The sequence below is a fragment of the Lacihabitans sp. LS3-19 genome, from assembly GCF_024343575.1.
Classification (GTDB): domain Bacteria; phylum Bacteroidota; class Bacteroidia; order Cytophagales; family Spirosomataceae; genus Leadbetterella.
The window spans coordinates 28339-42302 of sequence record NZ_RJUA01000015.1 but is presented as its reverse complement, the minus strand read 5'-3'; the positions used below and the strand labels follow the sequence as shown (position 1 = coordinate 42302).

Annotated in this window: 12 protein-coding genes; 8 read left to right on the top strand and 4 right to left on the bottom strand. The window is 35.2% G+C overall.

The window, feature by feature from the left end; genetic code table 11:
- The first annotated feature begins 8 nt into the window (after positions 1–8).
- From EGI22_RS12085 to EGI22_RS12050, 8 genes are all read left to right on the top strand, one after another.
- Positions 9–179: a hypothetical protein gene (locus EGI22_RS12085; RefSeq protein WP_255068692.1), complete on the top strand. Its 171-nt coding sequence runs from the start codon at positions 9–11 to the stop codon at positions 177–179.
- Positions 176–1207 (top strand): hypothetical protein, encoded by a 1032-nt coding sequence (locus tag EGI22_RS12080; RefSeq protein ID WP_255068690.1) that lies wholly within the window; start codon positions 176–178, stop codon positions 1205–1207. Before EGI22_RS12085 ends, EGI22_RS12080 begins: the two co-directional genes overlap by 4 nt.
- A complete protein-coding gene (locus EGI22_RS12075; protein WP_255068689.1) occupies positions 1204–3531 on the top strand; it encodes a glycosyltransferase in 2328 nt (775 codons plus the stop codon). Before EGI22_RS12080 ends, EGI22_RS12075 begins: the two co-directional genes overlap by 4 nt.
- Before the next feature lie 176 nt (positions 3532–3707).
- Positions 3708–6068, top strand: coding sequence for a TonB-dependent receptor (locus EGI22_RS12070; RefSeq protein ID WP_255068688.1), 2361 nt, complete (start codon positions 3708–3710; stop codon positions 6066–6068).
- Between the two features lie 19 nt (positions 6069–6087).
- The gene (locus tag EGI22_RS12065) at positions 6088–6867 is read left to right on the top strand and encodes a sulfite exporter TauE/SafE family protein (RefSeq protein ID WP_255068687.1); all 780 of its coding nucleotides are present in this window, start codon (positions 6088–6090) and stop codon (positions 6865–6867) included.
- Between the two features lie 421 nt (positions 6868–7288).
- A complete protein-coding gene (locus EGI22_RS12060) occupies positions 7289–7867 on the top strand; it encodes an alkylphosphonate utilization protein (protein WP_255068686.1) in 579 nt (192 codons plus the stop codon).
- Positions 7868–8084: 217 nt separating this feature from the next.
- Positions 8085–8648: a serine protease gene (locus tag EGI22_RS12055; protein WP_255068685.1), complete on the top strand. Its 564-nt coding sequence runs from the start codon at positions 8085–8087 to the stop codon at positions 8646–8648.
- 10 nt (positions 8649–8658) lie between these two features.
- Entirely contained in the window at positions 8659–10173 is a 1515-nt protein-coding gene (locus tag EGI22_RS12050) for a flotillin family protein (RefSeq protein WP_255068683.1), read from the top strand.
- A gap of 40 nt (positions 10174–10213) precedes the next feature.
- Here EGI22_RS12050 and EGI22_RS12045 read toward each other — a convergent pair whose 3' ends face one another.
- The 4 genes from EGI22_RS12045 to EGI22_RS12030 are packed head-to-tail and all read right to left on the bottom strand — an operon-like array spanning position 10214 to position 13867.
- Entirely contained in the window at positions 10214–10636 is a 423-nt protein-coding gene (locus EGI22_RS12045) for an energy transducer TonB (protein WP_255068681.1), read from the bottom strand.
- Entirely contained in the window at positions 10629–12260 is a 1632-nt protein-coding gene (locus tag EGI22_RS12040; protein ID WP_255068680.1) for a TonB family protein, read from the bottom strand. The genes EGI22_RS12045 and EGI22_RS12040 overlap by 8 nt, the downstream gene beginning before the upstream one ends.
- A gap of 12 nt (positions 12261–12272) precedes the next feature.
- On the bottom strand, positions 12273–13490 hold the full coding sequence (locus EGI22_RS12035; RefSeq protein WP_255068678.1) for a M56 family metallopeptidase: 1218 nt from the start codon (positions 13488–13490) through the stop codon (positions 12273–12275).
- Between the two features lie 2 nt (positions 13491–13492).
- Positions 13493–13867, bottom strand: coding sequence for a BlaI/MecI/CopY family transcriptional regulator (locus EGI22_RS12030; RefSeq protein WP_255068677.1), 375 nt, complete (start codon positions 13865–13867; stop codon positions 13493–13495).
- Between the last annotated feature and the right edge of the window lie 97 nt (positions 13868–13964).

Genomic DNA, 13964 nt, shown 5'->3' with positions numbered 1-13964 from the left:
CAAAAATAATGAGCAAAGACAAAGGAAATAAAAACTCAAAAAAGATAGCCATTGATCATTCATTAGGCAAACAAAAAGAGCTTTCAGCTTACAAGTCTGAAAGTAAAAGTAAATATGCCGCAGTAGAAACTGCAAATCCAAAACTTGACCTTAAGGCTGGACAAAAACAAAAAAAATGATGCTAGAAGTAATAAAACATGGCGTATTATTAGGTAAGACAAACCTAAGTTTTGAAAACGAAGGGGTACTGAATCCTGCCGCAATTATGAACAATGGATTAATTCACCTCTTTTACAGAGCAGTTAGCATTGGTAATCATTCTAGTATTGGCTATTGTCAATTACACGACCCACTCAAAATATTTTTCCGCTCTGATAAGGCAGTACTTTTTCCGCAGTTTGAGTATGAATCTCAAGGAATCGAAGATCCAAGAATTGTCAAAATTGATGACATTTTTTATCTTTCCTACACAGCGTTTGATGGCATAAATGCACTAGGAGCATTAGCAACTTCGAAGGATTTGGTAAATTTCGAAAAACAAGGCATAATCGTTCCTCAAATCACCTATGAGAAATTCAAAGAACTCACCAACTCCAAAGTTAAGAACGACGAAAACGCCATTTGGTACGATGAACATCAAAGGGCATTAGGTGATACTAAAGAGCTGCTTTGGGATAAAAACCTGATATTTTTTCCAAGAAGAATAAACGGAGAGATTTGTTTTTTGCATAGAATCAAACCAAATATTCAGATTTTAGTGGGTGTAAAAGACTTAAAAGAACTCACAAAAGATTTCTGGGAAAAATATTTCGAAAATATTGATGATTTTATTGTCTTATCACCAAAATACCCTCACGAAAAAAGCTATGTAGGTGGTGGTTGCCCTCCGATTGAAACAGCAGAAGGATGGATAATGATTTACCATGGTGTACAAACATCAGACAAGGGTTTTGTCTATTCTGCCTGTGCTGCACTTTTAGATCTCGAAAATCCAAAAAAAGAAATTGCTAGATTACCTTACCCGCTTTTCAAACCAGAAAGAGAATGGGAACTCAAAGGTGAGGTAAACAATGTTTGTTTTCCTACTGGAACCGCGGTAATAGACGACAATCTGTATATATATTATGGTGCCGCAGATGAGCGAATAGCCTGTGCATCAGTTTCTATTTCAAAATTAATAGCAGAAATACTTTCAAATAAAGAATGAAAACTTCACTTTCACATAGCTCAGAAAACCACTTAGGAACTATTTTTCAAAAAAACATACAAATTAATACTATCAAAGTATTGATGATAACCTCTTATCCACCAAGACAATGCGGCATAGCCACCTATTCGCAGGATTTAGAAAAAGCCATAATTAATAAATTCGGGCATTCTTTTGCGATAGAAATATGTGCTCTTGAATCCAACAACGAAATCCATGAATATTCTCCAGAAATAAATCAAACTTTAAATGTTGACAATCCTGATGATTTTTTCAAAATTGCCAATTATATAAACGAAGACAAAGACATTCACTTGGTTTTGATTCAGCACGAATTTGGCTTTTACGCCAAAGTTGAATCCGCTTTTATATCATTTTTACATATTATAAAAAAACCAATTGCTATCGTCTTTCATACTGTTTTGCCTAAGCCTTCGAGCCACCTTTTGGCCAATGTAAAAGCCATCGCCAATCAGGCTGAAGAAATAATTGTAATGACCAATTCGTCCTCAAAAATCCTACACCGTGATTACTATATTTCGCCAGAAAAAATTAATGTAATACCGCATGGCACTCACTTGGTGGCACATTTGGACAAAAACATTCTTAAAGAAAAATATAAACTTAGCAACCGAAAAGTCCTATCGACTTTCGGCCTATTAGGCTCAGGAAAAAGTATAGAAACTACACTAAAAGCTTTACCCGGTATTATCAAAAATAATCAAGATGTGATGTTTTTGATAATTGGCAAAACTCACCCGTCCATTGTAAAAAACGAAGGCGAAGTGTATAGGAGAATGTTGACAGATTTGGTAAACGAACTAAATCTTCAAAACAATGTCCGATTTATAAATGAATTTCTGCCTCTACCTACGCTATTAGAATATCTACAACTTACTGATATTTATCTTTTTACATCAAAAGACCCTAACCAAGCTGTTAGTGGCACGTTCTCGTACGCAATAAGTTGTGGTTGCCCTATCATCTCAACTCCTATTCCTCATGCTATAGAAGTTTTGAGTCAAGATGCTGGCAAAATAATACCTTTTGAAGACTCCGAAAAATTGACTGAAGAGGTAATCAACCTTTTGAAAGACAAAACACAAATGTACAATTTCAGCCAAAATGGACTACATAAAATAGCTCCAACTGCCTGGGAAAACTCGGCCATAGCACATGCTGATTTATTTCAAAAACTTGATAAAAACCACTTTCAGCTTCACTATGCAGTTCCGGAAATAAATCTAGATCATATCATAAAGATGACGACAGATTTTGGAATAATTCAGTTTTCAAAAATCAATATTCCTGATATAGAAACTGGCTACACATTAGATGACAACGCAAGAGCCATGATTGCCTTTTGTAAACATTTCGAACTCACCAACGACAGTGAAGATTTAAAATATATTGAAACCTATCTAAACTTTATCGGTTTCTGTGTTACCAAAGATGGAGATTTCTTGAATTATGTTGACAAAAACAAAGCTTTTACGGCCCAAAATTTCGAAACAAATCTCGAAGACTCTAACGGAAGAGCAGTTTGGGCTTTGGGATATTTGATTCAAATGGATACACTTGTTCCATACAGATTGATCCGAAAAGCATTCGAGATTTTCGACAAAGTATATAGTGGCCTAAAAAGCATTCACTCCACACGTGCTATGGCATTTATAACCAAAGGTTTATGTCATATTTACAAACAAAATCCAAAGTTATACGTATTGGAATCTATCCAAATGTTTGCCGACAGAATAGTGCAAATGTACCGCCACGAAAGCAGTAAAAACTGGGAGTGGTACGAAGATTATCTAACTTACGGCAATAGCCTTTTGCCTGAAGCTATGGCCATGTCTTATGTAGCCACACAAAATCCAGTTTACAAACAAATAGCAATAGCATCTTTTGATTTTCTGTTAAAAAATATTTTCAGAAACGACAAAATCAAGGTAGTATCCAACCAAAACTGGATTAAAAAAGGCGAGGATTTTATAAAAGAAAATGAAGGTGGAGAGCAACCAATTGACGTGGCTTACACCATCTTGGCTTTGACCACGTTTTTCAATATTTTCAAAGACGAGTCTTATTTAATAAAAAGAGAAAGGGCATTTGAATGGTTTTTAGGCAACAATCACCTCCACCAAATCATCTACAATCCATGCACTGGCGGATGTTACGACGGACTTGAAAGCACTTATGTGAATCTAAACCAAGGGTCTGAATCAACAGTCAGCTATTTGATGGCAAGATTTTGTATGGAAAAAACTGAGCCAATGAGAACTAAAAAGACAAAAATCGAAGTAAAATCAAGAGAATTGGTTTGAAAATAAAAATCAAATTTTAGTTTTTCCAAAAAAGGATTTTCATTAAGGGAAGAATATTAAAATCTATTTATATTCAAAAAAACAATTTTGGTCGATAATAGCTGATTTTGAAAATCGATTAGGCAGAAAATGTCGGATAAAGTGTATCTTTGTTCTTCATTTTTCAACCCTACAATATGCAGCATCTCAGAATTTTATTTGGGACATTACTCATTTTTATAGCTAATTTCTCGTTTTCTCAATCTTCTTTTCCCTTAAAAGGAAGAATTGTTGATGCAAAAAACCAATCTCCATTAAGTTTTGCAAGTGTAAAAGTTTTTCAAAACAACAAAATGCTGACAGGCAATGTGAGCAATGAAAATGGAGAATTTGAATTCAAAGTAGCTGAGGGAAAATATCTGCTTGAAGTAGAATTTATAGGTTACAAAAAATACGCTTCTACTGAATTAATTCTTACTAATGAAGGCCTAAATCTTGGTGATATTGCTATCAATCCTTCGGACCAATCTTTAGACGAATTGGTTGTACAAGGCGAAAAAAGCAGCATGGAGCTTTCGCTAGACAAACGTGTTTTTAATGTAGGTAAAGATCTCGCAAATGCTGGAGGTTCAGCATCTGACATTTTGGTAAATATTCCATCAGTAACTGTTGACCCCGACGGAGCAATAAAACTTAGAGGAAGTAGTAACGTCAGAATATTAATAGACGGTAAACCATCTGGCATGGTTTCATTTAAAGGTGGTGCTGGCCTTAGGCAGCTTCAAGCCAGTATGATTGAGCGTGTAGAAATTATCACCAACCCATCTGCCAGATATGAAGCTGAAGGGCAAGCGGGCATCATCAATATTATCCTAAAAAAAGACTCAAAACAAGGGTTTAATGGTTCATTTGAATTGATTACGGGCAATCCGACCAATTATGGATTTGCTGCAAATCTCAATTACAGGCACAGAAAAGTCAATTTTTTCATTAATTATGGGCTTGCTTATCGATGGAATCCCTACAAAGGAGATTTGTACCAAGAAGTTTATGACGGTGATACCACCAAAATCTTAAATCAAGATAACAAAGGCGATGTATCTGGCTTTGACAACAACATAAGAGGAGGAATTGAATATTATTTCACAGAAAAAAGTGTCTTGACAGGTTCTTATATGTTTAGTCGTGCTGGTGGAATCAGATACACCAAAAATGTATATCAGGATTTTCTCAATAGTCAAAACAATCCTTTAGGTACCATTTCCCGAATTCAGGATGAAGTAGAAAAAGAGCCACTTTCAGAGTATGTTTTGAGCTATAAAAAGTCATTCAATAAGAAAGGGCATGAGCTTACTGGACAGTTTCGTTATCTTGACCATTCAGAAAATTCAGATCAAACTTTTTCACAAACAGCAGTATTGCCCAATGGAAAAACTGACCTTAAAAACACACTTTTACAAACTTCCATTAATGATGAGTTTGAGAAACAATACCTGTTCCAATTAGATTATGTGCAACCATTTGCCAAAGAGGGCAAGTTTGAACTTGGAGCGAGATCCTCTTTGCGAAACATGGTGAACGACTTTGTTGTAAATGACAAAATTGATGGCAAAGAAATCCCTATAGATTGGTTGGATAATTATTTTATATATGATGAAAACATCAGTGCGGCATATGGTATTGTTTCAAACAAAGCGAAAAAAATCAGTTATCAATTAGGACTTCGTTCTGAATGGACAGATGTAAGTACGACCCTACAAAAAACGAATGAATTTAACCCTAGAAAATACTTCAACTTGTTTCCAAGTTCACATTTTACTTATGCACTCAACACTGACAACTCCCTACAAGTCAGCTATAGTAGAAGAATTCGCCGACCAGTTTACAACGATTTAAGTCCATTTATGACGCTCTCAGACAGTCGGAATTTCAACAGCGGAAATCCAAACTTAAATCCGGAATACAGTGATGTATATGAGGTAGGTCATTTAAAAAACTTCGAAAAAGGTTCTTTCACATCATCAATATATTACAGAAACGCCCAAGATGCTATAAGCCGAATTAGAAGAGTAGACGAAAATGGTTTCTCAACTAATAGGCCGGAAAATTTAGTATCCGAAAAAGCTTACGGTTTAGATTTTACGGCCAATTATAAACTGTTCAAGTGGTGGAAGTTTGACTTAAATTTTAATCTTTTCCATGCCAATATAGATGGAAGCAATATCAACGAACTTTATGTGGTAGAAACCAACACATGGTTTGCTCGCCAAACTTCAAGATTCACACTGCCAAAAGGCTACGATATGCAGCTAAGATTCAATTACGAAGCTGCACAAAAAACTGCACAAGGTAGTAGTAAGGCAATATATTTCTTTGATTATTCATTAAAAAAAGACATTCTAAAAAAGAAAGGCTCAATAAACTTTTCTGTTCTGGATATTTTCAACACTCGTTGGAGTAGAACCATAAGTCAAGGACCAGGTTTTTATACTGAAAGCAACAGACAATTTAGGCCGAGACAAATAAACTTAACCTTCAGCTACCGATTAAAGCAATAATTGAAAGAGAGATAGCAAAATGGAAAATTTCTTAAATATAGATCTGAATTTCTGGCAGTTTTTAGTTTTTGTGGTCGTAGGAATACTTACCGGTATCATCAATACACTAGCTGGAAGCGGTTCTTTGATTACGCTGCCCGTTTTTATATTTATGTGTGGACTTTCGCCTTCGGTTGCCAATGCAACCAATAGAATAGGCGTATTTCTACAGTCTTTTGTGGCCACAAGCAAATACGCTAAAGAAAAGCCAGAGGTTTTTAAAGATTCGCTTTGGTTAATTATCCCTGCAATTCTTGGATCAATTTTGGGCTCAAAAATAGCTGTAAACATTGATGAGAAAATGATGAACTATACCATTGGTGGCTTGATGGTTTTTATGTTATTGATGTTATTATTTAAACCAGAAAGGTGGCTAATAGCAGACAAAATCACCAAAGCAAACAACAAAACCATTGGTACATTTATTACTTTTTTCATGATTGGTATTTATGGTGGATTCATTCAGGCAGGCGTGGGTTTCTTCCTATTGGCAGGCTTGGTATTGGTTTCTAAATACAGCTTAGTACAAAGCAATGGCCTTAAACTCGCACTAGTTTTGGCTTTTACTGCTCCTGCACTAGCCTTATTTATGTATTATGGAAAAGTACATTATGGTTATGGCCTATTGATGGGAATTTTTCAAGCTATCGGAGCTTGGTTAGGTGTAAACTATGTCACGAAAATTCCCAATGCCAACCTTTGGATTTATAGACTTCTGATTGTAATTGTGGCAGTTTCCGCCATTAAGTTTTTCGTTTAAACTATAATAATGGAACACGGATTTTATGGATTAGACACGGATATTTTTTTAAACATAAATCCGAATTTATTCTAATTACCATAAAACCTAGCTTCCATTATCCAAAATCATTACCTATCCGATGACCTCAGAGAGGTCAAATTATTTTAGAAAATAATGAAAATAGGCATTTCCGACCCTGTAAGGGTCGAATTATAACAAGTTTGATTTTAAATGTTAAAATAATAAATTTTCCAAAAATCAAGATTTAAATATCTGTCTCTGTTGGAGTATAAAAGAAAGAAAAAAATTAATAAAATTCAATCCGTGTCAAATCTGTGTTTATCCGTGTTCCTACCAATTTTGAATTAATGCACAAAAGGCCAAATTCTCTTATTAAATTAAATTGGGTAAATTGCGGCGGAATTTTTAAATAAACAGAATGAACGAAAAAGAAATAATAGAAAGAAGCGGAAATGTATGTGAACTTTGTGCAACAACCGAAAACCTACAAATATACGAAGTAAGCCATGCTCCAAACGACTCAAATGATGCTTACGCATATCTTTGTGGTAATTGTATAGAACAAATTGACGACCAAAACCAAACCGAACCAAACCATTGGAGATGCTTAAATGACAGTATGTGGTCAGAAGTGCCCGCGGTGAAGGTTTTGGCTTGGAGAATGTTAGACAGACTAAAAACCGAAGGATGGCCTGGCGATTTATTAGACATGCTATATCTTGACGAAGAAACATTGGCTTGGGCCGAAGCAGGTGCTGACAAACCAGAAGAAGAAGGTGATCCAGTCCATAGAGATAGCAATGGTGCCGTTTTAGAAGCTGGCGACACTGTAGTTTTAATAAAAGACCTTAATGTAAAAGGAACAACATTTACAGCCAAAAGAGGAACAGCTGTTAGAAACATACATTTGGTACACGATAACCACGAACATATTGAAGGCAAAGTAAACGGAACTGCTATTGTAATACTTACAAAGTTTACAAAAAAGTCTAGTTGATATAAGTAATTTTCATAAAACTTAATAAACACTAAGAGTAGGCAGATTTTTCATAAATAAACCTTCCTTTAGTGTTTTTTTTATTTTGTAATTTTCCCCAAAATCCATCCATATTTTTGAAGGAATCAAATTATTTTTTCACCAATCATGTAGATTTATATTGCCATTTTACTCTTCTCGAGTAATTTAGAATTATAAACAAAAACAAAACAACCACATGGAAATCCTAAATGATTTAGACCCTATTTTACGCTCTTTTTGGTATGTAGCCATACCTGCAAGCATCGTATTTCTTTTTCAAACTATCATGACCTTTATGGGCTCTGACGCCTCAGACGGGCTATCGGCAGACTTTGATGGAGACTTTCAACACGATGGACCTTTACAGATTTTCTCACTAAGAAACCTCATCAATTTCCTCTTGGGATTTAGCTGGACAGGCATTTCTTTTTACAATCTTATACCGAACAAAATACTGCTAATAGTAGTGGCATTGGGAATTGGTGTACTTTTTGTATTCGTGTTTTTTGTTATCATAAAACAAATGCAAAAATTGTCTGAAGACAATAGTTTTAAGATTTCAGAAACGCTGAACAAAACTGGAGAAGTTTACCTTAACATTCCTGCAAGCAAGACAGGACACGGTAAAATTCTGATAAGTATAAAAGGATCCAGCCATGAGTTGCCTGCCATTACAGAATATGAGGCAATAAATACTGGAACTTTAGTGAAAGTATCTAAAATTGAAAATAATAATATATTAATCGTAACTAAAATTTAATCACATGAACATGAGTAGTCCACTAATTATCATTGTAGTATTTGCAATCGTACTATTTGTAACCATCGCAGCATTGGTGTCGAGATACAAGCGATGCCCGTCCGACAAAATCCTCGTAATCTATGGCCGTACTGGCGGCACATCTGCCAAATGTATTCATGGCGGAGGAGCATTTGTCTGGCCCGTTATTCAAGATTACGCATTTCTTGACCTAAAACCGCTGTCTATTGAAGCCAATTTGACCAATGCGTTGAGTAGACAAAACATCAGAGTAGATGTGCCTTGTAGATTCACTATTGCTATTTCTACCGAAGGTGACAGTATGAATACTGCCGCGGAAAGACTTTTGGGTCTTACCTATGAGCAAATTCAAGAATTGGCGAAAGACATTCTTTTTGGACAATTAAGGTTGGTTATAGCAACTATGACCATTGAAGAAATAAACTCCGACAGAGACAAGTTTTTGGAAAATATCTCGAAAAACGTGGACAGTGAGCTTAAAAAAATAGGCTTAAAACTCATCAACGTAAACGTGACGGACATCAAAGACGAGTCGGGTTATATAGAGGCTTTAGGAAAAGAAGCTGCTGCTAAAGCAATAAACGAGGCAAAAATAAGCGTAGCCGAGCAAGAAAAAATTGGTGAAACTGGAAAAGCCTTGGCAGACAGAGAAAAAGACACCCAAATTGCTGAAACACATAGAGATAGAGATGTAAAAATAGCTATTACGCAAAAAGACAAAGAAGTAAGCATAGCTTTAGCTAAAAAGGACGAGTCTATCGGTAAAGCGGAAGCTGAAAGGGACACCAGAGTAAAAATGTCGGAAGCCAATGCGATAGCGATTCAAGGTGAAAACGAAGCTAAAATAGCCATTGCACAATCTGAAGCTTTAAGAAGAGAAAGAGAGGCAGAAGCTTTGAGAACGGCATTGGCTTCGGAAAAAGTACAGTCGGCACGTGCACTTGAGGAATCTTATGTGGCAGAGCAAAAAGCGGAAGAAGCTAGAGCAGACAGAGAAAGATCAACACAAAATGCCAACATTGTAATACCTGCTCAAATTGCCAAACAAAAAGCTATAATTGATGCCCAAGCGGAAGCGGAAAGAATCAGAGAGCAAGCAAAAGGTGAGGCAGATGCGATTTTTGCAAAAATGGAAGCAGAAGCCAAAGGTTTGTTTGAAATACTGACCAAACAAGCGGAAGGATATAAAGAAGTGGTTGCAGCAGCAGGTGGTGATCCATCAAAAGCTTTCCAATTGTTGCTGATTGAGAAATTGCCAGAATTGGTTAAAACGCAAGTAGAAGCAGTTAAAAACATCAAAATTGACAAAATTACAGTTTGGGATTCGGGCAATTCAGAACAAGGAAATGGCTCAACTGCCAACTTTGTTTCAGGAATGATGAAAGCAGTGCCGCCACTAAACGACTTATTTAATATGGCTGGTTTAAACTTGCCAAGTTACCTAAAAGGCGAAGCAGAAAAAGAAGCAGAAGGCACAGACTCAAAAACTGAAGCAGCTGAATAAGAGCTAATTAAACGCAGATTGATTGAATCAATCTGTGTTTTTATTTTATTGAAAACGAAATTGGAAGATTATAATAACATCTAACTGCTTTATTGGTGTTCATACCAGGAATCCAATTGGGCATAGTTTTTACCACTCTAATAGCTTCAAGATCACAGCCGTACCCTATTCCTTTCATCAATTGGATATCGCTCAATGAGCCATCTTTTTCTACAATAAATTTCAAAAATACCTTACCCGAAATTTTGTTTTTCATGGCTTCATTTGGGTATTTAATATTTTGAGATAAAAATTTATACATCTCACGAGTTCCACCTTTAAATTCTGGCCATTTTTCGGTGGCAGTAAAAACTAATTCATCTTGGTGATATTTTGGATTCTTTAGCGTGTCTGATATTGCTTCATTTCCAAAGCTTAAGAATGTAATGAAGCAAAAACAAAATAAGAGAAATATTTTACTCATTTTCATCAGTTTTGATGAAATTGATTTTGGTTTTTATCAAAATAACGCCGTCTTTGGCTCTTGGGCCATAAGCTTTTATAGCTTCTTCCCGTCTTAGGACACTTACACTTTCTATTGAATTTGGGCTTACGAAGTCTATTTTTTTATCTAAAATTTCGACATCATTGACAAAAATCAACCCTTTATCTAAATTAGTATTGTTGCCTCTAATTCGGATTTGTTCTTCTGTTTTAATTTCTCTATTTAAACCAATCATAGTAGGTTGTTTTGATTCAATAGATTGTTGAGAAGTTTCTTCCTTGGCATATCCAACCACCACGATTTCTTCACCTTCAAGTTCTTTAGTTCCTCCATCCAACTTAAAATTTATAGGTAAATTATAATATACCGACACGGCTTTGCCATTTTGCATAGCTGGTCGCCAATAGGGCATATTTTGAACTACTCTTATGGCTTCATTATCAAGTTCAGGACTGACGCTTTTTACTATATTGATTTTGTCAATTTTACCATCGGATTTTATGACGAATTTTACATAAACTTTACCTTGCATATTGGCTTTTTGTGCCTCGCTTGGATATTTAATGTTCTCACCGAGATATTTGTACATTGCAGTTGTACCTCCTGGGTATTCCGGGTTATGCTCAACAGTTGCAAATATTTCTTCATTAAGCGAAGGTTTTGAAGTATCGGATTTAATTTCGACTTTGGGCAAATCTGTTGTAATTCTTGTGGCATTTTCAGACGGATTTTCTTCCAACTTCGTTAATATTATTTCCAATTTTGGATTATTAACCACCGTAAACGAACTTATAGCCAACATCACAAAAAAAGTAGGTGCCAAAAGGCCAAATTTTAGAAGGGCGGTCTTCTTTGAAGGATTTTTCGATAACATGATAATTCGAGATTTAAGTGTTGAATGATTGAAAAAGTGTTGTGTGAATACAGCGGCGTTTTCTGCCCTAAACTGTTTACTTAAAAGGATTTGTGCGTATTGAGCTTTGTCTTTGGCAATAGCACTCGCTACCTCGTCTGCCAAAAACTCGTGAATTATTACTATTGCTTTTATATAAAAATAAACCACCGGATTAAACCAAAAGACAATTTTGAGAATTTCGAAAAACAATAAATCAGCAAAATGTAATTGGCGAACATGAATCTCTTCATGCTTTTCGATAAATTCTTGACCGGATAATGTTTTGTCAATAAACACTTTACCAAAAAACGAAAAAGCAGTTCCCAATTGGTTTCTATTGTTTTTTACCCAAAGTATAGTCTTTGAAATTCTGAACAATAAAAATAAAATGCTCAAACCTAAACCAACCAAATAGATATATTCACAAACTTCCAAATAGGTGATTTGATGCGTCAAATGCTTTTCAACAATTGCCGCAGTTACAAAATAATAGTCTGTTGCTATATGCTCAGCTTCTACTGGATATATCGGCAGTTCTTTCAAAAAAGGAGATTTAAAAAAAGGTAAAACTATGGCAAATACAGCTCCAAACAATAGAAAAAACCTATTTATGGCATGAAAAGTCTCTTTTTTGAAAAAGAAATAATAAAAGCCAAAAAATAGAATTAGAAATATATTGGCTTGTAAAAAGTAAATAAGTGTTGACATAGCGGGAGGTATTTATTCAAGTTTATAAACAACAGGCATATTATAATAAACCCTAACATTTTTACCGTTTTGAACACCTGGGTTCCATCTGGGCATGGTCTTCATTACCCTTATAGCCTCTTCATCACATCCAAAACCAATGCCTTTCATAACCTCCACATCACCAATTGAGCCATCTTTTTCAACTACGAATTTCACAAATACCCTTCCATTTATATTTGCTCTCTGTGCGGCACTTGGGTATTTAATGTTTTCTCCTAAAAATTTATACATTGCAACTACTCCTCCTGGAAACTCTGGGTTGGTTTCAACTGCGGTAAAAATTGGCTCTCCATCTTTTTGAATAATTTTATTTAAATCTTCGGTTTTAATGGCATTGAATTCATCTGCTATTGAGTCTTTTTCAGAACAAGAAACTGAAGTCAAAACCACAAAAACAAACAAAATCGGTGCTATTACGCCATATTTCAGCATCGCCCAACTTTCAGATTTCCCTTTCATCAACATTTGGATTCTAATTTTCAAAGTTGATTTATTATAAAAAGGTTGTACAAAAAGATGCTCGGGAGCAATTTTGAATTGTTTGCTTAATAACAATGTTGCATAATCTGCCACTGAGTTAAGCGTAGCCGATGCTTTCTCATCTGCCAAAAACTCATGGATGTTTTTAATGCTAAATTTGTAAAACATCACAACGGGATTGCACCAAAAAACCACACTCAATAGTTCAAAAAAGAACAAATCGAGGAAATGCAACTGCAAAGTATGTACACGCTCATGCTCTCTGATGGTTTTAAAATATGGCAATTTCTTGTCAATTTTTATTATTCCAAAAAACGAAAACGCATTGCTTTCCATAAATGAAGCTTTCTGTATGATAGCATAAGCTCTGGCAATGCCGTAGGCCAACCTTAAAAAAAGTAAAGCCACAACTGTAAGATACACAATACTGACTATCAACACCCAAGAGAGTTTTTCTTCCGAGTTTTGAGAAACCACTAACTCTGGCAAATTGTACTCATAAACCATTGTTTGGAACTGATAGGTTAATCCCCAAGATTTTACTGCAGAAAACTGCACAAACGGCAAAATGACCGAAAATACAGTGCTCAGCAACAAATAAAATCTATTGACTTGATGGAAGGTCTCTTTTTTTAGAAATAGCCAATAAATGGCATAAAAGACAACCAAAAATAAGTTGATCTGTACGAAGGGGATTAGCTTTTCCATAATTATTGTCGTTTTTTCATTTCTTCAATCATTTTCATAATCTCGTCTGCTTCTTTAAGGTTTATTTGCTCGTTTTCCATGAAAAACGACATCATCGCCCTCGCAGAATTATCAAAATACCCAACTCTGAGTTTATCAGTCACAAATTTCCTGTAATCTTCTTTGCTAACTGCCGGATAATATTGATGTGTTTTTCCGTAGGCTATGTGCTTTACAAAACCTTTTTGCTCCAAAATCCTAATAATAGTAGAGACCGTATTGTAGGCAGGTTTGGGTTCGGGTAATACCTCTAAAATGTCTTTTACAAACGCACTTTCCTGCTGCCACAATTCCTGCATTATCTCCTCTTCTGCTTTTGTCAATTCTTTTAAATCCATCGGTAAATATTTATTGTTTAACCAAACTTAAAACTATTATTTTAGTTTTGCAACTATTTTGTTAGTTTTTTTTGAAAAACATTTTGAATATTGGCAC